The organism is Pasteurella canis (genome assembly GCF_900454865.1).
In the GTDB taxonomy this organism is placed as follows: domain Bacteria; phylum Pseudomonadota; class Gammaproteobacteria; order Enterobacterales; family Pasteurellaceae; genus Pasteurella; species Pasteurella canis.
Map to the genome: position 1 here is coordinate 704,077 of NZ_UGTV01000015.1, position 20,949 is coordinate 725,025.

The 20,949-nt window shown below is 36.2% G+C and carries 16 protein-coding genes; 7 read left to right on the forward strand and 9 right to left on the reverse strand.

Features of this window, described 5'->3' with window-relative positions; translation table 11 throughout:
* The first annotated feature begins 38 nt into the window (after positions 1-38).
* The 3 genes from pepN (at position 39) to rnm (ending at position 4,739) form a co-directional block, all read left to right on the forward strand.
* Entirely contained in the window at positions 39-2,648 is a 2,610-nt protein-coding gene (pepN, locus tag DYE19_RS03885) for an aminopeptidase N (protein ID WP_115322676.1), read from the forward strand.
* Between the two features lie 167 nt (positions 2,649-2,815).
* Entirely contained in the window at positions 2,816-3,835 is a 1,020-nt protein-coding gene (gene pyrD / locus DYE19_RS03890; RefSeq protein ID WP_115322677.1) for a quinone-dependent dihydroorotate dehydrogenase, read from the forward strand.
* A 73-nt stretch (positions 3,836-3,908) separates the two neighbouring features.
* On the forward strand, positions 3,909-4,739 hold the full coding sequence (gene rnm / locus DYE19_RS03895) for an RNase RNM (protein ID WP_049214428.1): 831 nt from the start codon (positions 3,909-3,911) through the stop codon (positions 4,737-4,739).
* Positions 4,740-4,870: 131 nt separating this feature from the next.
* On the opposite strand, the gene DYE19_RS03900 is transcribed toward rnm, so the two are convergent.
* Entirely contained in the window at positions 4,871-5,764 is an 894-nt protein-coding gene (locus tag DYE19_RS03900; RefSeq protein ID WP_049214429.1) for a LysR family transcriptional regulator, read from the reverse strand.
* Positions 5,765-5,859: 95 nt separating this feature from the next.
* Between DYE19_RS03900 and topA the strand changes: the two genes are divergently transcribed.
* The gene (gene topA, locus DYE19_RS03905) at positions 5,860-8,466 is read left to right on the forward strand and encodes a type I DNA topoisomerase (RefSeq protein WP_115322678.1); all 2,607 of its coding nucleotides are present in this window, start codon (positions 5,860-5,862) and stop codon (positions 8,464-8,466) included.
* A gap of 51 nt (positions 8,467-8,517) precedes the next feature.
* Here the strand turns inward: topA and DYE19_RS03910 are convergent, their stop codons facing one another.
* Genes DYE19_RS03910 through DYE19_RS03920 form a run of 3 tightly spaced genes read right to left on the reverse strand, consistent with a single transcriptional unit; the run spans position 8,518 to position 9,570 of the window.
* On the reverse strand, positions 8,518-8,796 hold the full coding sequence (locus DYE19_RS03910) for a hypothetical protein (protein ID WP_049214431.1): 279 nt from the start codon (positions 8,794-8,796) through the stop codon (positions 8,518-8,520).
* Positions 8,793-9,200, reverse strand: a complete 408-nt coding sequence (locus DYE19_RS03915) for a phage holin family protein (protein ID WP_115322679.1) — start codon at positions 9,198-9,200, stop codon at positions 8,793-8,795. The genes DYE19_RS03910 and DYE19_RS03915 overlap by 4 nt, the downstream gene beginning before the upstream one ends.
* A gap of 58 nt (positions 9,201-9,258) precedes the next feature.
* Positions 9,259-9,570: an ElaB/YgaM/YqjD family protein gene (locus tag DYE19_RS03920; RefSeq protein ID WP_005762126.1), complete on the reverse strand. Its 312-nt coding sequence runs from the start codon at positions 9,568-9,570 to the stop codon at positions 9,259-9,261.
* Between the two features lie 411 nt (positions 9,571-9,981).
* Between DYE19_RS03920 and DYE19_RS03925 the strand changes: the two genes are divergently transcribed.
* Together DYE19_RS03925 and DYE19_RS03930 are read left to right on the forward strand one after the other, a co-directional pair.
* A complete protein-coding gene (locus DYE19_RS03925) occupies positions 9,982-10,221 on the forward strand; it encodes a hypothetical protein (protein WP_147285036.1) in 240 nt (79 codons plus the stop codon).
* Between the two features lie 8 nt (positions 10,222-10,229).
* Positions 10,230-10,472: a DUF6630 family protein gene (locus tag DYE19_RS03930; RefSeq protein WP_438361432.1), complete on the forward strand. Its 243-nt coding sequence runs from the start codon at positions 10,230-10,232 to the stop codon at positions 10,470-10,472.
* 774 nt (positions 10,473-11,246) lie between these two features.
* Here DYE19_RS03930 and sbcB read toward each other — a convergent pair.
* Entirely contained in the window at positions 11,247-12,674 is a 1,428-nt protein-coding gene (sbcB, locus tag DYE19_RS03935) for an exodeoxyribonuclease I (RefSeq protein ID WP_115322682.1), read from the reverse strand.
* 100 nt (positions 12,675-12,774) lie between these two features.
* Entirely contained in the window at positions 12,775-13,644 is an 870-nt protein-coding gene (locus DYE19_RS03940) for a hypothetical protein (protein ID WP_049214436.1), read from the reverse strand.
* Positions 13,645-13,811: 167 nt separating this feature from the next.
* Between DYE19_RS03940 and DYE19_RS03945 the strand changes: the two genes are divergently transcribed.
* Positions 13,812-14,264 carry a DUF302 domain-containing protein gene (locus DYE19_RS03945; protein ID WP_255313085.1) on the forward strand — a complete coding sequence of 151 codons (453 nt, stop codon included), beginning with the start codon at positions 13,812-13,814 and terminating at the stop codon, positions 14,262-14,264.
* Between the two features lie 78 nt (positions 14,265-14,342).
* Here the strand turns inward: DYE19_RS03945 and mukB are convergent, their stop codons facing one another.
* The 3 genes from mukB to mukF are packed head-to-tail and all read right to left on the reverse strand — an operon-like array spanning position 14,343 to position 20,930.
* A complete protein-coding gene (gene mukB / locus DYE19_RS03950) occupies positions 14,343-18,830 on the reverse strand; it encodes a chromosome partition protein MukB (protein WP_115322684.1) in 4,488 nt (1,495 codons plus the stop codon).
* A gap of 5 nt (positions 18,831-18,835) precedes the next feature.
* Positions 18,836-19,561, reverse strand: coding sequence for a chromosome partition protein MukE (gene mukE, locus DYE19_RS03955; RefSeq protein ID WP_115322685.1), 726 nt, complete (start codon positions 19,559-19,561; stop codon positions 18,836-18,838).
* A 43-nt stretch (positions 19,562-19,604) separates the two neighbouring features.
* Positions 19,605-20,930, reverse strand: coding sequence for a chromosome partition protein MukF (gene mukF, locus DYE19_RS03960; protein WP_115322686.1), 1,326 nt, complete (start codon positions 20,928-20,930; stop codon positions 19,605-19,607).
* Positions 20,931-20,949: the final 19 nt, after the last annotated feature.

Genomic DNA, 20,949 nt, shown 5'->3' on the forward strand with positions numbered 1-20,949 from the left:
ACACATTTTTTGAGTCTTAAATAAGAATGGGTTCTTATATGCAAGCTAAAGCAAAATATAGAAAAGATTATCGTACACCTGACTTTACTGTCACTGACATTTTCCTTGATTTTCAACTTGATCCTAAAAAAACCACTGTTACTACAACTAGCCAGTATCAACGTCTGAATCCTGAAGCTACTAAATTACGTTTAGATGGGCACAGTTTTCAGTTTTCCACATTAAAGTTGAATGGTCAAGATTTTAAACAATTTGAACAAGATGGTGAAAGTTTAACTCTTGATTTAAGTGACTTACATACCACAAATTTTGAAATTGAAATTGTCACTATTTTAAATCCTGAAAAAAATACATCTTTACAAGGTTTATACCAGTCTGGTGATGGAATTTGTACTCAGTGTGAAGCAGAAGGATTTCGTCAAATCACGTATATGTTAGATCGTCCTGATGTGCTTGCTCGCTATACTACAAAAATTACAGCAGAAAAAAATAAATATCCTTACCTATTATCTAATGGTAATCGTATTGCAAGTGGCGATTTAAATGATGGGCGTCATTGGGTAGAGTGGCAAGATCCCTTTCCAAAACCAAGTTACTTATTCGCTTTAGTTGCAGGTGATTTTGATGTGTTAACGGATATTTTTACAACAAAAAGTGGGCGTAATGTTGCACTAGAACTGTTTGTTGATCGTGGTAATTTAGATCGTGCAGATTGGGCAATGCAAAGCTTAAAACGCTCAATGAAATGGGATGAGGAGCGCTTTGGTCTAGAGTATGATTTAGATATTTATATGATTGTTGCTGTTGATTTCTTTAATATGGGAGCAATGGAAAATAAGGGGTTAAATATTTTTAACTCTAAATTTGTTTTGGCCAATCCGCAAACAGCAACAGATGAAGATTATCTAGCAATTGAAAGTGTCATTGCTCATGAGTATTTCCATAATTGGACGGGTAATCGTATTACTTGTCGTGATTGGTTCCAACTCAGTTTAAAGGAAGGCTTAACTGTTTTTCGTGATCAGGAGTTTACCTCGGATTTATGGTCACGTTCAGGTAAGCGTATTGAAGACGTACGTTTATTGCGAACTGCGCAATTCGCTGAAGATGCCAGTCCAATGTCGCATCCAATTCGCCCTGATAAAGTAATTGAAATGAATAATTTCTATACGGTTACAGTATATGAGAAAGGCGCAGAAGTGATTCGTATGCTGCACACTTTATTAGGTGAAGAGCTATTCCAAAAGGGTATGCAACTTTATGTCGCTGAAAATGATGGAAAAGCGGCAACTTGTGAAGACTTTGTTTCTGCAATGGAACGTGCCTCGGGATTTGATTTAACCCAGTTCCGCCGTTGGTATAGTCAATCAGGCACGCCAGAACTGACAATTTCCGATAGCTATGATGAAGAAAGTGCGGTCTATTCTTTACATGTTTCACAAATGACTCCACCTACTGTCGATCAAATGGAAAAGGTAGATTTACATATACCATTAAAAATTGCGTTATATGATAAAGCAGGTAAACCACTCGTATTAAAACATCACGATACAGTAGTCAACTCTGTGCTCAATGTGACGCAAAACGAGCAAACATTTGAATTTACAGATATTCATACTAAACCAGTACCAGCTTTACTTTGTGATTTCTCTGCGCCAGTGAAATTATATTATGATTATAGTACCACGCAATTAAGCACCTTGTTACGTCATGCTGAAAATCATTTTGTACGTTGGGATGTTGCACAAATACTTTATGCTGCTGAATTACGTCGTAATTTAACTCGCTATCAACAAGGTAAAGCGCTTGAATTTTCAGCTGATATTCTCGCTGAGTTATATCAAATATTAGAAACTTATCAACAAAATGTTGAATTAACAACATTAATTTTAACATTACCAAAAGTCACTGAATTTGCTGAGCTCTTTAAAACAATTGATCCTGAAGGCATTACGATTGTTCGTGATTTTATGGTTCGGACTATAGCAGAAAGCTTGAAACAATCTTTTTTAAAAGTGTATAACAATATTCGGTTAGACACTTATCGCGTAACTGCAGAAGATATTGCATTACGTGGTTTACGCAATCTTTGTGTTAGTTATTTAGCTTACACTACAGTAGGTAATAATGTTGTAAATAAACATTACACTTATGCTAATAATATGACAGACACACTCGCTGCACTAAGTGCCGCAAGCAAAGCTCAACTACCTTGTCGTGATAGTTTATTGGCAGATTTTGAAAGTAAATGGCAACATGATGGTCTTGTTATGGATAAATGGTTTATGCTACAAGCAACTCGTCCAGATGAAGATGTCTTATTAAACGTCATGCACCTAATGGATCATCCAAGTTTTAACTTCAATAATCCGAATCGAGTTCGTTCCTTAATTGGGAGTTTTGCAAATCACAATTTAAAAGCATTTCATGTTATTGATGGTGCCGGATATCGCTTTTTAACTGATATTTTGATTCGTTTAAATGACAGTAATCCACAAGTTGCCTCTCGTTTAATTGAACCATTGATTCGTTTTTCTCGTTATGATGGTCAACGTCAAACTTTAATGAAACGTGCATTAGAAAGACTAAGCGAAGTTGAAAATCTTTCTCGTGATCTTTATGAGAAAATTGAAAAAGCATTACAGTAATTTAAAATAATGCGGTTAGAATTCAGAGAATTTTGACCGCACTTTTCTTACATTTCATGCTAATCATTTGCTTTAAAAAATAAAAGGAATTTCCTATTACTTTGCCATATAAATGCGTATAATTCTGCATATTTTCACAGTTAAACTATCCAGAGAGATAAACGAGTATGTATTCATTAGTCAGAAAGGCACTTTTTTCCCTTGATGCTGAAAAAGCACACGATCTCACAATCCAGACTTTAAAAATTATTGGTCGCTCGCCTTTGAATCCTATTTTAAAAGCTGTTTTTTCATGCCCAGCTGGTTCAGCAAGAACAGTTATGGGATTACATTTTAAAAATCCTATTGGTTTAGCTGCAGGAGCAGATAAAAATGGAGATGCGATAACAGGTTTTGCTGCAATGGGATTTGGTTTTATAGAAGTAGGGACAGTTACACCATTAGCACAAGAGGGAAATCCTAAGCCTCGCCAATTTCGCTTACCACAAGCGGAAGGTATTATTAACCGAAATGGTTTTAACAATTACGGTATTGATTATCTTATTGAAAATGTGAAGCGAGCAAAATATGATGGTATTTTAGGTATCAATATTGGTAAAAATACGTTCACTAGTATAGAAAACGGTAAAGCTGATTATATTTTTTGTTTAAATAAAGCCTATAACTATGCAGATTACATAACTATTAATATATCTTCACCAAATTCACCAGGGTTACGCCAATTACAGTATGGCGAGGCACTGGATGATTTACTGGATGGAGTTAAAGCCCGTCAAAAGATATTAACTAATCAATATAATAAGTATGTGCCTATTACAGTGAAAATTGCCCCTGATCTGAGTGAAGCTGAATTAATACAAATTGCAGACTCATTACAACGTCACAAAATAGATGGTGTAATTGCGACAAATACCACTGTTTCAAGAGAGACAGTGAATGGATTAAAAAATGCAGAACAGCAAGGTGGATTAAGTGGTAAACCATTGCATGACAAGAGTACTGATGTAATTACACGGTTACACCAAGAATTAAAAGGGAAAATCCCAATTATTGGCAGTGGTGGGATTTATAGTGTGCATAGTGCGCAAGAGAAAATAAATGCAGGAGCCGAATTATTACAACTTTATTCTGGTCTAATTTATCAAGGACCAAATTTAATTAAGCAATTAGTAAAATCAATTAAATAACGACTTAATGTTATTCAATAAAATGCGGCAAATTCTTATAAAAGTAACCGCATTTTTTATTTAGGAAAATACCATGTCAACGATTTATGATTTGCATTGTCATAGTACAGCATCAGATGGCGTACTCTCTCCAACAGACGTAGTCAATAGAGCAGCTCAAAAGGGTGTTAATGTTTTGGCCTTGACCGATCATGATACAGTTTCAGGTATAAGTGAAGCAAAGAAAGCTGCTTGCCAACAAGGCATTACATTTATTAATGGTGTAGAGATTTCAACCTTATGGGAAAATCGTGCGATTCATATTGTTGGTTTAGGGTTTGATGAAACATCTGAAAAACTGACCGCACTTTTGACTCAGCAAGCGGTCCTTCGTCACCAGCGAGCTATTGAAATTGGTGAAAAGTTAGCAAAAGTTGGAGTAGAAAATGCATTTGAAGAGGCAAAAAAACTAGCGACAGGAGAAGTCACCAGAGCTCATTATGCCCGCTTATTAGTACAGCTAGGAAAGGTTGCAAATGAAAACCAAGCATTTAAAAAATACCTTTCACAAGGGAAATCCTGTTATGTTAAATCACAATGGTGTGATATTCCTACTGCAATCGATATTATTCATCAGTCTGGAGGGCTTGCTGTACTGGCACATCCTTTACGTTATACCATGACGACTAAATGGTTAAAAAAATTAATCGCTGACTTTAAACTATGGGGAGGCGATGCGCTTGAAGTGGCTGGTTGTGGGCAAACTAAAGAACAACGCTTATTGTTAGCACGTTGGGCTAAAGAAAATAAGTTGTTATCTTCGGTTGGCTCGGACTTTCATTTCCCCTGCGGTTGGATTGAATTAGGTAAATCATTGCAGTTACCCGATGATTGTTTACCTATTTGGCATAGACTTAAACTATAACTACTTTATATAACAGTATTTCTTATATTTACATATAGTATAAAAATGTAATACGTATAAATAATGTAATTCAGTTTATTACATTAGATAGAACATCAAGTTAAAATAATAAAGGCTCATATGAGCCTTTATTATTTTGCAGGGCATAGCTGTAATGCTTGAATAAATTCAATAAATGCTTTGGTTTTAGCGGGTAAATGTCGGCGATGCGGATAAACAAGGTTAATATCTAATTTTTGTTGTTGATATTCAGAAAAAATTTCAATGAGTTCTCCTGTACGTAATTCATTTTCAACAAAAAAACGTGGTGTATTGATGATACCTAAACCTGATTTAGCTAACTCAGTTAACGTTAGCCCGTTATTACATATCAGTTTTGAGTTCATTTTTAAGCGCTGTATTTGTTTACCATTATTAAATTCCCAATAAATTTGATTACCGATCGCTTTATATAAAAGACAATCATGATGTTGTAAATCATCTGGGTCTTTAGGTATACCACGTTTTGCTAAATACTCTGGTGATGCTACAAATAGAGTAGAAACGGATGCAATACGCTTCGCTACTAATGAACTATCTTGTAAATACCCAATCCGTAAGGCAATATCGTAGCTCTCAGCGACTAAATCAACCATACGATCATTAAATTCAATATCAATATGTAAATTAGGATTATCTTTCACAAACTTAGCTAAATTAGGCGTAATAAAAAGCAATCCAAAATCACGTGGCACAGAAATACTTAAATTACCTTGTAAAGAAGTTGATAAATTACTAATGCTTGATTCGGCATCTTCTAATTCAACTAAAATAGGTTGGCAATGTTGATAATAAATCAACCCAGCTTCAGTCGGGGAAATTTTCCTTGTTGTACGCTGTAATAAGCGTACTTTAAGTTGTTCTTCAAGTTGTGCGACCAACTTACTTGCCATCGCCACTGAAATATTTTGTTGTGCAGCTGCCTGCGTAAAACTTTGTGTTTCAACGACTTTACAGAAAATAGAAATAGCATTGAGTTTGTCCATTTATATACCTTTTTGAAAAAAAGAGTTGACCTTATAGCAGATAGTTAGCAATATAGCGACTATTTTATATAAGTTTGAGTAAATTGGGTAATAGAATGAGTAAATCCTTGGTTATTGTTGAGTCACCAGCAAAAGCAAAAACAATCAATAAATATCTTGGTAGTAATTACGTAGTGAAGTCAAGTATTGGTCATATTCGTGACTTGCCTACAGTTGGCTCAAGTAATGGTGAAAAAGCAAAACCGATTTCAACTAAAGGATTAAGTACAGAAGAGAAATTGGCACTAAAGCAAGAAAAAGAGCGTAATGCATTAGTGAAACGTATGGGTATTGACCCTTATCATGATTGGCAGGCAAATTATCACATTTTACCAGGTAAAGAAAAAGTGGTTTCTGAGTTGAAATCGCTAGCTAAAAAATCTGATCATATTTATCTTGCGACCGATTTGGATAGGGAAGGAGAGGCTATTGCATGGCATTTACGTGAAGTTATCGGTGGCGATGATTCGCGTTTTAGTCGTGTTGTTTTTAATGAAATTACGAAGAATGCGATTAAACAAGCTTTTGATAAACCAGAACAACTTAATTTAGATCGCGTTAATGCACAACAAACACGCCGTTTTCTTGATCGTGTAGTGGGCTTTATGGTTTCTCCATTATTGTGGAAAAAAGTCGCTCGAGGCTTATCTGCTGGTCGAGTTCAATCTGTTGCGGTGAAATTATTAGTTGAACGTGAACGTGAAATTAAGGCTTTCCAACCAGAAGAATATTGGGAAGTCGACGTACTGACTGAAACTCACACAAAAGACATACTTCGCTTAGAGGTTACCCAATTTAAAGGTAAGAAATTCGCTCCAAAAAATGCGCAAGAAGCACAAAATGCGGTCGATTTTTTACAAAGATCTAATTATGTGGTTTCAGAATTAGAAACTAAGCCAACAAGCTCTAAACCAAAAGCACCTTTTATTACCTCAACTTTACAACAAACAGCCAGTACACGCCTAGGTTTTGGTGTGAAAAAAACAATGATGCTAGCACAGCGCTTATATGAAGCAGGCTATATTACTTATATGCGTACAGACTCAACAAATTTAAGTCAAGATGCATTAAATATGGTCCGTGGCTACATTAAATCATATTATGGCGAGCAGTATTTGCCTGTTAAGCCAAATTTTTACTCAAGTAAAGACAATGCTCAAGAGGCTCATGAGGCGATTCGTCCTTCAGATGTAAATACATTGGCAGAGATGTTAGTAGGGATGGAAAAAGATGCTACCCGTTTATACGATCTAATTTGGCGTCAGTTTGTAGCTTGCCAAATGCCTGCTGCACAATATGATAGTACAACAATTAGTGTAAAAGCAGGTGATTATGAGCTAAAAGCGAAAGGACGTATTTTACGCTTTGACGGTTGGACAAAAGTATTGCCTGCACTAAGCAAAAGTGCGGAAGATCAGGTATTACCAAATGTGTCTGTGAACGACAAACTTAATTTAGAAGAGGTGTTACCAGAACAACATTTCACTAAACCACCTGCACGTTTCAGTGAAGCAGCCTTAGTTAAAGAACTAGAAAAGCGTGGTATTGGTCGCCCATCTACTTATGCTGCAATTATTTCAACCATTCAAGAACGTGGTTACGTTCGTGTGGAAAACCGTCGGTTCTATGCAGAAAAAATGGGAGAAATAGTGACAGATCGCTTAAATCAATCATTTGCAGACTTGATGAACTATGATTTTACAGCGAATATGGAAAATATTTTAGACCAAATTGCAAATGGTCAAAAAAATTGGAAAACAGAATTAAATCAATTCTTTAAAGATTTTTCTGAAAAATTGACTCAAGCAGAATTAGATGAGCTTGAAGGCGGAATGAAGCCAAATAGCCTTATACCAACCGATATAGATTGCCCAACTTGTGGTCGTAAAATGGCAATTCGAACAGCAAGTACGGGCGTATTTTTAGGCTGCTCAGGCTATGCATTACCCCCTAAAGAACGTTGTAAAACAACTGTTAATTTGATCCCTGAAGTTGAGTTATTAAACGTATTAGATGACTCTTCTGAAACGAAAGCTTTAATGGAACGTAAACGCTGTCCAAAATGTAGTACTGCGATGGACAGTTATGTTATTGATCCACAACGTAAAATCCATATTTGTGGTAATAACCCAAATTGTGATGGTTATGTATTAGAGCAGGGAAGTTTCAAAATTAAAGGCTATGATGGTCCAATCGTAGAATGTGATAAATGTGGCGCAGATATGCATTTAAAACTGGGACGATTTGGCAAATATATGGGATGTACTAATTGCGATAATACCCGTAAAATTTTAAAAAGTGGAGAAGTTGCACCACCTAAAGAAGAACCGACACATTTCCCAGAATTAAAATGTGAAAAATCTGATGCATATTTTGTGCTTCGAGATGGTGCTAGTGGTGTTTTTATGTCTGCTCATAATTTCCCTAAATCTCGAGAAACACGTGCGCCTAAAGTATCAGAGCTTGCATTATATCGTGATCGTTTACCTGATAAGTTGCGTTATTTAGCAGATGCCCCTCAACAAGATCCAGAAGGTAATGAGGCAATTATTCGCTTCAGCCGTAAAGAAAAACGTCAATACGTGACTTCTGAAAAAAACGGAAAAGCGACTAAATGGATTGTAGACTATATTAATGATCAATGGATTGAAAGAAAAAAATAAGGAAATACAGAAAAAGGCTAGAATCGTTTTCTAGCCTTTTTTCATTGAAGTTTATTCTGCTTTATCACTCTTACTTAATAAGAAAAGTGCGACTGCACCTAATGCAGAGTAAGCCAAAAATTTTGAGCTCAATAGTTTTTTACTTAACAGTGAGACTGCAAGCGATCGAACTACGGGTTGGTTTAAAGAAGACGCAATTTGTGAAACGGAATCTGACAAAAAAGAGGAATTACCCATTTTAGGTTTTTTGCCTAATCCATAGAGCTTCATTCGTAATGCATCTCCTTTCATAATTAATAATTCTTTTTCTTCATCAAGTTCTGTTTTCATAAAAGCTCCATATCATTAGGTTCTTTTTTCTCTTGAGTACTTAAAGCTCCTTTTAAGGCCTGAATGTCGTTTTTAACTTCAGAAAGGGTGCTGACCATAAAATTACGCTGTTTTGCTACTATATTACGCATCACAAGTAACAAAATTAAAATAATCAAAAAAGCACCCGCACTTATACCAAAGAAAACAATATGTTTGATTTCAGGTTCAATGATGCTATTTAAACCAAACAATAAACTTATAAAAGAAACTAATAGTAAAATCAGTATTAAGAATAATACAGTAAACAAGGTTACTAGAAAATTCTTTTGTTGGACAAGCTCAATCCTTGCCATTTCTAAACGAACATGAACAAGCTCTAGCGAAGTCAGGGTAATATTCTTAACTTTTTGTAAAATTTGCATTTATCGTCCTAATTGTAAGAAAAGGCTACATTTTGTAGCCTTTTACAACCATAAAGACTTATCTCTTAGAGATTAAGACGCCTAACAATAAACCAATCACTCCAGCAACACCAATCGCTTTATAAGGATTGTCTTGCACTAATTCATCAGTTTGCTTGATAACTTCTTTAGTTCCTGCTACAGCATCCTCTTTTAATGAACCGAATTGTTTCTGTAATTTAGAAACTCGTGAATCAAGACTCGATTTAAGTTTTTTGAGTTCATCTGCACCAGCTTTTGATTTCTCATCAAAAAGCTCTTCCGCATTATCTAAAATGTCACGGATTTCACTTAATAACTCATCACGTTTCTTATCGAATTCTTTACTCATTTTATAGATACCTCCATTAATTTTTAAGGAATGATCTAGCCTGAAAAATAAGCTAGACATCACCATAGTAAACTGATCTAGATCAAAATGTCAAATTAAGAGAATAAAAAATGTGCTAATGTAGTCTTTATTTTTTAATGAATTAACTCATTATTTTTGACATAGTGGGAAGAAATCTTAATAAAAAAACAGACTATATATCAGTTAATTTTAGCGCTATATTAAAATTTGTATGATTGTCTATATAGGAATTTAAATGAATTATTTTCACCGTATTATTACTGCATTTATTACCTGCTTTATCTTACCTTTTGCAACCATAAAAAGTCTATTCGCTGATAAAGAACGTACATTTTTGATAAGATTAAGCTCCGTTTTTTCACTTTCTTTTTTATTATGCCTTGCCTTATTGTGCGTATTCTATTTACTGATGAAAAGACAAATTTAGATAAAGAAAATTGTAAACAATGGCTCAAATCTATTTATTGTTCTGAACATTTAGCAAATGAGATTATTGAGAAACTAGGTGAGCAGGAAAGTTGGCAACCTAATGAATTACTTCACTTTGGATTATCTGAGCATTTACCACAAATGATACAGAACTGTTTTTTATTGATTGGCGGGATAGCGATGAATTCATTTGGCACATAAATAAAATTATTGAACATCACGCTTTAGAAAATATGAATTGGATATCTAAAAATTTGGAAGAAGATCCTCCAGAAGAATTAATGCAAATTGCCTATGAGTTTTTATCCCCAAAAGGTGTTGTGTTATACAATGCAGAAACTGAAGGAGATTATTATTGTCTAATTGCAATCTTAGAAAGCCAAAGAGAAACATTTGAATTGGCATCTCAAAAATGGGGTATCTCAGTTAGAGATGCTAATCAGCCATTCTAAAAAGAGCTGACTTTTAAATTTAAAGAAAAACCATTTCCTAAATGTGTTTTTTTATTGTTATCCGTGTGACACTGTCGCAAATTACAATATTATTTCATTAAACTTCATTTTTAAATCTGACTTATAATGGGTCGATTTATTCCTCAGATTTTACATAGCGTTATTAGCATATTTCTTTTAAGAGCTTCAACATTTCCCTATAAGAAACTATTTTTTGGCTTTCTATATTTTCAGCTAGGAAATAGCAATAGCCTAAATTAAGCATACTCAAATTATCTCTTCTTAAAATTATATTACCAAATACTAATTCATATATAGAGTGGGTTACTTATCCAATAATGATGTCACGATTAGCATTTAATTTAACATAATATACATTATGCGAAATCAGTTACCAAGTGAGTGAAAACTACGAGTTAATAAAATCACAGAGTTATGCACAAGTCACAAATACTACTTAAGCAAGATAAAATCATAATAGAAAGCACGCTGTCACAGTAAAATTAAGTCGTTACACACACTTAAATAAGTATTGTAAATAAAAATTAAATATACCGAGTTAAAGAATAAAGAGAAATGAAATAGAAAGCTTAAAAAATTGATCAGTTACTATAATTGGTAACGCTACGTGAAAAATATTATATTTTTTATGAGGAAGTATCACAGAAATGAAAATTAATCATCAGTATTGAAATCATGATGATAATGTTTGTAGATTTTAAGATAAGTGTTTTGATGTTTGTTACAAATCAAACTAGTGACAATGTCACTAGTTTATCTAAGCAATTTTGTTCCATACTCATATACTTTTTTTAATAATTCTAGCTGATAGGGATTATCATGATAAACTTCAGCTAAATGTTGTAAGCTTTGCTCAAATTGAACCACGCTTTTTTCAAGTTTTTTACGACGATATTTTTGCCATTTTAGCTGCTCTGCTCGATTTAACGTATTAAAATAATGACGTGCACGATAATGAAATAATAACTCTGGAATACGCTTATCTTTAAAACTTAAACCATGTTCAATTAGCTTTTCTGGGGGTAATGTGCGTAAAATAGCCATATTATTTTTATCACTATAGTCAAAAAATCCGCTATAGAGTTCAGTTTCAACATTGTCACTTAGCTCAAATTTATGTTCTTCATTGAAAATACTAACAACTTTGTCACGGATTAGATTATTCATTTTTAATTTCTGTAAATTTGTTAAGCAGAACGATCTATCTATTCCTAAACGCACAGCATTTTCTGGTAATAACACTTTAGCTGGTGCAATAATCGGGCATTTATTGATATGTATAAGCTTTAAAGGGACGGGTAAAATCCCTTTCTCTACAAGTTCTGTTTTGGGCGTATATAAATTTTGACGTAATTCGGAAGCAGTTTTAGTGAGTAAATCATCAAGATTTGCCGATAAGTCACAAACAATTACAGCATTTTGATTGATTGGATGCCAGGCAAGTGGTACAACCCAAGCCGTGTTACCTCGATAATTACCCAACATCCCTGAAACATGTACGAGTGGTGTCATATTGACTGTATCAATCATGTTTTCTATTTCTTTTTTTCCTCGATTTTCGAAGAAAAATTGAAATAATTTTGGTTGTTTTTCTTTGATTAGTTTTGCCATTGCAATCGTTGCATAAACATCGGCCATGGCATCGTGTGCATTACTATGTTCTATGCCATTTGCTTGTGTTAATTTTTCTAAGCGAAATGATGGCATACCATTTTCATCGTATGCCCAATTAATTCCATCTGGACGAAGTGCATAACAAGCACGAACCAGATCAAGTAAATCCCAACGTGAATTACCGTTTTTCCAGCTATATTCGTAAGGATCAATGAAATTACGGTAAAACGTATAGCGAGTCATTTCATCGTCATAACGGATATTGTTGAATCCCATTACACAAGTATTTGGCTGGCTAAATTCTTGCAAAATTCGCTCAGCAAATTCGGGTTCAGCAATCCCCTTTTCATTACATTCTTGTGGTGTAATGCCTGTCACTAAAACAGCTTCTGGTGCAGGCAAATAATCATTAGTTTGTTTACAATACAGCATTACTGGTTCACCAATAATATTGAAGTCAATGTCAGTACGAATACCAGCAAATTGGGCTGGACGATCAGAGGCTGGATTGACGCCAAAACTTTCATAATCGTAAATAAAAAAGCTGAAATCACCTGTTGTGGACATAGGAAAACTCGATTGAAAATAAAAGGGATTCTAACACAACAGAGAAAATTGAGAAAAAAGAAACCGCACTTTTGTGCGGCTCTTATCATAAATTTGAGGGTTAATTGATGATTTTATCTAAATAGAATAAGCAGAAAATAGCCGAAATTCCAATGACTATCCCTACTCCATTGATTTTGCTTATTTTTTCTTTAAAGACTAATGCACCAGTAATCGTGCCTAAACAAATCACACCAATATTCATTCCTGCAAAAACTAATGTTGGATTTTCGCTGAAGCTTTGGTGCGCTTTAATATAGAAAAGAATATTCATAAAGTTTAAACCACCGAGAATAATCCCTCCAACAAAGCTTGGTACTGTAAACACTTCACGTTTTAGCAATAAATAACCAAACATTACACAGGCTGCTAACACAAAGGAAATAAATAACGTTGCTGGGAATGCACCGCCACTTTTCGCGACTTGTTTAAACAGAATATCGATAATACCGTAACCAAACCAAACTAAAATAAGTCCAACCATACCTTTAATGTTGCTTTCTGTATCTGTCGGTTTATTTAATAGACAGAACAACGCCACGAATGCCAAAATAATACCAATTAAACGTGCTTGGCTTAGTTGTTCACCAAAAATTAAAAAGGCAGCAACGATAGGTAAAAATAACGATAACCGTTGTGCTGCATCAGAGCGAACGATACCCGCAAACTCAACAGCCTTCGACATAATGATAAACACTGTAGGCAATAAGATACCGAGTGCGAAAAACACTGGTGCATTTTCACTTTGTACTACAAACTCAGTGAATCCTAATCCTTTAAAGTCAGGTTTTAATAAAAAGTAACTTAACCCAAGTGCGACAATATAATTAAAGGCAATTGCTTGTTGAATTACAATATTTTTTTTACGTGCAACTTTAAGTAAAACTGAAACCGCTACACTGCAGAGAACGGCAATAATAAGATTATGCATTTTGCTTTCCTTAATCGGTTAGAAAGGTCTGATTATAATCTTTTTCTTGTTTATGAAGAAAGAATTAATGAGAAAATTTAGATGCATTTCAATCTGATTTGTTAGTTGAAATGTATATTTAATATGCTTAGAATACGATTGGCTTTTATATCAAAATGGAGATAAATATGAAATTCAAATCATGGCTGATAGCACTACCTTTAGCTTTAACAACAATGTTTGCTCAAGCTGATAATCCTGCACTTAAAACAGTCAAAAGTGAATATACTGCAGTCGAAACTGTAGAAAAAATTAAAAATGCTGTGACTGAAAAAGGCATGAAAGTCTTTACGGTTATTGATCATCAAGCGGCGGCTAAAGAGGCTGGTTTAACTATGCCTTTTGCTAGTGTGGTAATTTTTGGTACACCAAAATCAGGAACTCCGATGATGCTTGCTTCGCCAACTTTAGCAATTGATTTACCAATCAAAGCACTTGTTTGGGAAGATAAAACAGGTGAAGTATTTGTAACCTTAAATGATACTGATACTATTGGTAAAAAACACGGTTTATCTGAAGATGTATATGGTAAATTAAAAGGTGCAGAGAAATTAATTCCAAGCATTGTTACTAAAAAGTAATTCATTTTCTCTTATCATTGAAACAGAAAGTGCGGTCAAAATATTGAAAGTTTTGACCGCACTTTTTCTCGTCTTTAACTACTCTGTTGCACCAAATCCACGCAAGCCAACCACGTGAACGTGTTCCTGATTGCCTGCAATTTTACGCACCAGTTTGTAGGTTGTTCCTTTTTCTGGGCTGATATTTTCAGGTGCAGCGATAAGCAATTGCATATCTAAACGCTCACATAATTCAAATAAGGTTGAAATGGATTTCGCATCTAAACGTGCAGCTTCGTCTAAGAATAATAAGCGACAAGGCACAATATCTTTACCTCGAATACGACGGGATTCTTCTTCCCAACTTTGTACAACCATTAATAAGATTGACATACCTGTACCGATCGCCTCACCTGTTGATAATGCGCCACTTTCTGCACGTAACCAACCATCTGCGCCACGATATACTTCTACTTCAAGATCGAGATAATTACGATAATCGAGTAACTCTTCACCAATAGTTTGTGCTGTACGTTGCCCCATATCAATATGTGGGTTTAAACGTTGATAAAGTTTGGCAATAGCTTCTGAGAAAGTCATTCGATTATCTGTGAAGAGATCTTGATACTCTTCTTGTGTGCCTGATAACGCATCAAGCAACATTGCGTGGGTGTCACGAATATTCACCACTAAACGTACCGATTTCACCTGACCAAACGCAATATTTTGTAAGCCCTGATTCAGCATACGAATACGGTTTTGTTCACGTTGAATAGTCTTACGCATAATGTTTGCCACACTTTCAGAACTGATTGCCAATTTTTGCTCACGGCGTGTCAATTCATCAGTTAAACGAGACAATTCAATTTCCATTTGTTCAATTGCATCAATTGGATCATCTGTTTTAATGATGTCTTGACGAATACGCTCACGTAAATGTTGATACACGGCAATAAAGAAGCGGACTTTATTTTCTGGCTTACGGTTATCTTCTGATAAACGCAGGCTGTCGCGTAAGTATTCATTGTCTGCGACTGCAGTACGTAATGCACCTAATGCTTTATCTGACATTGAGCGTAATTCATCCGCAGATAAATAAGCAAATTCACGACGATTTAAGCGTTTTTCCACATCACTTCCACGAGATAAACGCATCACCACACACCAGCTCACTTTTGCTGCAACCACTAATTCACGCTGTGTTTTATAGTCACGTTCTGCTTTACGAATGCGTGCAGCTAAGCCATTTGCCTCACTTTCAATTAAGGTTAATTGTTTTTCTACTTGTGAGCGGCGAGTACGGCTCGTCGATAATAATTGATGCAATTCATCACGGCGTTGTCGTGCTCGTTCTTCCGCGCCTTCATCTGCTCTCACGCCTAACTCGCCAACTTCTTGCAACAACTCTTGTAACATTTGATTTTTGTTATTGAATGAAGTTTGTAGCTCAATATATACACGGTTGTAATTACTATATTGTGCTTGTTTTTGGCGTAACTGCTCACGCTGAAGTTCACGCTGTTGCTGCATTTCCTCTAATCGTGCACGCAATTGTTCGTTTAATTCTGACGTTTCAGATTGGACTCGTTCTTCATAAGCAAAATGCGGTTTACGCTGTACCACATCAGCCAATGCAAATAAGCGTTGTTGAACCTGTTTTTGTTGAGAAATGGCTTGCTCATAATCAGCTTTTAAGCGTTCATAATTTTCTGGATCGCTTTGTAAAGTATTCGCAATTGGTTCTAATTGTGACAACGTAGCGCCGTATTGACGAGTAAATAACTCATCTTGCTCTGCAATATCTAGTTGCTCACGGCATTCTTCAATACGATCAATTAAACTTTCATCTGCAAGCAAGGCTAACTGAGGAAGAATTTTATTCAACAGCTGCATTTTCTCTTTTGCACTGTCTAACTGAATACGTAATTGCTGTTCTGTTGTGCTGAAGTTATTTAATTCACGTTCAATTTCATTACGTTGCTGAGCAATTTCTGCCATTAATTCTTCGGGGTTTGGTTGGAAGGCTAACGCAAGATGTAACCCTACAAATTGGCTGAAATGTTCGTGCAAACGCTGGCATTTTTGGACATCAAATGCACGCTGTGCATACTGTTCTGCGATTTCATCACGCTGAACTTGTAACTCTTCTAAATATTTCTCACGCGCTGCACGTCCAAATAATGGAATGTCAGGGAATTTTGAATAACGTAATTCACGTTCAGACACCTGAACAACTACACCATGCGCCAGTTCTTGAGCAGATAGAACACTGTCATCAAATGCTGCTGGGTCGCCCTCAATTAAGTAGAGATCATCTGGGCAATCTTCTAACTGTTCTAATTGTGCTTTGATAGCTTCCAAATCACGCACCACAATAGCATGGCGTGCAGGTCCATAAAGTGCGGAGAAATAAGGCGCATCTTCAATTGGTACATCATCATAAAGCTCTGAAAGCAATACACCGCCAAAACGCTCTGCAAGCACATTCAAACGAGCATCTTCTGAACCATCTGGCTGGCTTAAACGTGAAACTTGTGTTTCTAATTGTTGGCGTTTTTGCTCTAATTGGTCACGTTCAATCGTCAATTCACGTTCTTTCACTAATTGTGATTGCATAAAATTCATGACATCTTGGCTATCTGTAAACGATTGTCCACTTTGCTCTTGTAAGCGTTCTAACGCAGATTGTGCAGTCAACCAAGCTGGCGCTTTTTGTGCATTTTCGTTATAAAGTGCGGTCAATTGTTCTCGTTTTTGACGTAAAGTTGAGCGTTGTTCCACTTGTTCAGATAATTCTGCGTTCACATCTTCCAACAATGCTTCTTGTTCTGCGTGGTATTCTTCCAACTCGTTTGTGGTCGTTAAATCTAAGTTTGCGCGTTGATTAAACTCTTTTAATAAACGCACCGCACTTTGTTGTTGTGCATAACGCTGTTCAAGTTCGTGTAACTTAGCACGCAATTGTGGCGTTTGTTGTGCTTGTACTTTTTGGCTTGGATATTCACGTAACAATTCTTTTGCTTGCTCAAATGCAGCTGAGCGTGGAATCTCTCCCGCCACTTTACATACAAGCTGATACGCTTTGTCGAATTGCGTTTTTGCGGCTTCAGAAATTGACATTTTATGTTCAAGTTCAAGCACTTGCTCAGTCAAACTTTCTGCGTGAGCATCAAATTCTTCATGATACGCATCAATATTTTTAACACTTAAATCCGCTAAGCCACATAATGTTTTTGCTTTTTCAAGTGCAGCGATAGCTTGTTGATATTGTAATGCTCGGGTTTGTTGTGCATCTAATGCTTGTTGATAATCTGCTAATTGTGCACGAATTTGATCCACTTCGTGCTCAGTTTTCTCAACTTCCATTTGCGCTTCTTCTAAATGCTCATTTGCAGTTTCAACAACGATTTTTTGCTCTTCTAAACGTTCAACAATTTCTGCAACATCTTCTTGATAACGTGAAATTTTTTCTTGATGGCGTAACGCATTGAGTACTAAATTCAAGTGATCAACCGCACTTTGGTGATCCACTTCTAATGTTTTTTCGTTTTCTGCTAATTCTGCTGACTCACGACTTAATTCGACTAAACGTTGTTGGGAAAGACATTGTTCTGATTTGGCTTTATACCAATCTTGGCGAAAACGCACCGCACTTTCGATGTTGCCACGACGTTCATTTGCATTACGCATATAGTCTGAGGCCACATAGTTGGTAGTTTCAGTAATTAAATGTTTGAATAAATCACGATCAGATTGAGTCACTTTGATCGCTTCTAAGGTCATGCGGTTTTCACGTAATGCGCTTTCCATATCTTGGAACGCTTTACGCACGCCTAAGTTTTCAGGCAATAAATAGTCACGTAAAGAACGGGTGATCGCACTTGAAATACCACCGTAAAGAGAAGCCTCGATCAATTTATAGAATTTGCTACGGTCAGAAGAAGAACGCAGGCGTTTAGGGATAATCCCCAAATCGAACATCATTCCATGGTAATCCGTAATAGAATGATATTGCTTAAACTGTGCGCCCACCTGCTCCATTTTGTCTTTTAATTCATTTAATGAAAGCACGCGCGCTTGGCGTTCTCCGACAATTTCAGTGAAAACAGTCGTTGGATTTTCAGATAAGGCTAAACCTTGAATAGAGAAGGTTTTGATATCCACTTTTTTATCACGCCCTGCCACTTGTTGTAGTCTTGCTCCGACGATAATTCGTTGGTTGCGTGAGTTGATCGTATCTAATGCCGCATAACACACACCTGGACGTAACTTACCGTGTAACCCTTTATCACGTGAACCACTAGTAGCGCCCGCCTCCGTGGTATTACGGAAATGTAATAAGGTTAAATCAGGAATCAATGCAGTCACAAAGCCTGCCATTGTGGTAGATTTACCCGCACCATTACCACCAGAAAGCGTCGTCACTAATTCATCTAAATCAAAAGTACGTGCAAAAAAACCGTTCCAGTTAATTAAAGTTAATGAGCGGAATTTACCACGCGGCGCATGGTGAGCGTGGTTAAGGGTAGCTTGAGGAACAACAGATTCGGCTTGTTCGATGTTTTCAAGGGCTAATTCTTCAGACATTCTCTTTATTCCTCATCATCTAATTCATCTTCAATTTCTTCATTTTCGACCGCACTTTCTGCGTTGGCTTGTCGTTCTAATGCTAAAGATTCTGGTGTTGCCGCTTCCCCGTCACGAATTAAGCGTAATTGTGCTTCTCGTGGGTCATCGCCTGAGCGCACTTCTGCACCAAAACGGAATACTGATTCTGAAATCGTAAACTTACCGCTATTTTGTTCACCAACTGTATGGATCATACCTAAACGGCGTAAACGATTTAACGCTGCACGCACTTTTTCTGCTAATTTTTGTTTATCTAAATCAGAACCTGAAGAGCGTTGGTTTACTGCTTTTAATAGTTTGCTTTCATCCGCTAAATTTAATAATTCATCATACACTTCTTGTGTACTGAAAATACCTTGCTGGGCTAAACGCTCGGGGCTTAAATAGAGATAACATAACACTTTTCCTACTAACATTTCGAGCTCAGTCAGCACAGAACGCGCGATTAATGTCGTTGCTTTTGGACGTAAATAGAAGAAACCTTCTGGCGCACGAATGAGCTCCACATTATAACGGCGGTAGAAAGTATCTAATTCACCTTGGAAATCCATTAAAAATGCGTGATTGTCTAATTGATCAAGACTAATGTGTCTGCCTGAACGCAATTGGCTATCCACAGCAGGAAATAGCGGATTTGCAATCGCTGCTGCCAATTTAGTTGAAATGAGATCTTGAAGATTGTCTGTCATTGTTTGTTCTCTATTTATAAAATTTCGCTAAAACTTACCGCACTTATTTATACTTATCAATTGGATGAGCCTGCACTTCCGCACCACGTTGGTTGATTGGCTCCCAATGCGGATAAACACCACTTAAATCATCTTTTGCCAAACCTAAACGGACAGCTTGATCAACGATAATACGTGCTACATCAAAATGTTTTGTGACAGGGTAATTTTCTAATTGTTCTTTTAACACTAAACTTAAATTAATTGGGCGGTTATGCTCTCGATAATCAATTAATAAGCCTTGCATATGCTCCACGATTTGATCGTGTAAATCCGCAAGGGATTCATATTGCAACTCTTCTGGCAATTCACCTAAGGCATCTTCTTCACGCAGTGCTAATTCTTCATCACGTAAATCAATTAAACGCTCTGCTTGGGCCGTCCATAAGAACCAAGGCTGATCAAAATAGTGATGAATAGAATTACGCAGACGTTGTGAAAATACGCGGTTTTTATCCATATCAATTGCGGTACGGATAAATTTATGTACATGGCGATCATAGCCAATCCATAAATCGATAGCTTGCTGGCCCCAGCTGATAATACGGTCGAGTTTTGATTGTAAATCAGTAATTAATTGTTCCACAAAATACAAATTTTCCTGACCGATCACACAATCTTGAATACGTAATAATTGCGCTTGTAATTTGTCCCCTGCGGCATTTAACGTATCTTGTAATTCGCGTAAGTTACCCGAGGTTTCATCTAATAAACGTTCACAGCTTGCTATTGCCGCTTGCCAATCTTTTGTTAATAATTCAGCGATTTCTTCTTTAATACTGTGCTGATTTTCGTCCATCACGCGTTGAGATAAATCAATACTGTCAAAAATCTCTGCCACAGAGTATTTCAATGGAGCGAATACATTGCGGCGCCAGTGATGTTCATCGCCGCCTTCTTCTGCTGCTTCTGAAGCACGTTGAATTTCATCAGCCACAATAGAAAGTTGAACGGATAAACGCAGTGCAGAAAACTCACGCTGGCGAATGTAATAATCCGACACCCCTACACCCAATGGAGTTAAACGATAGATCGATAACCCTTCAGTAAATTCACTACTAAAACGGTTTAGAAAACGTTGTTTTACAAGCTCATTAATAGCATTGTTAGCACGTGTAGAAATGGTTTCGGAGGACTGATCAAACGCACTCGAGATATGGCGAAAAATATCAACTAAATCTGCCTCTAGCATCTCGCCATGAAGACGTTCATTATTATAAATTGCAATGGCTAGCAAAAAAGCTAAACGCTCAGTTGATAAATTCAAAGAAAACTCACGCTCTCTTGCCCAAGAAACGAGCTCAGGAATTGTTTGTGATGTTTCAAGCATAAAAAAATCTCACAATGGG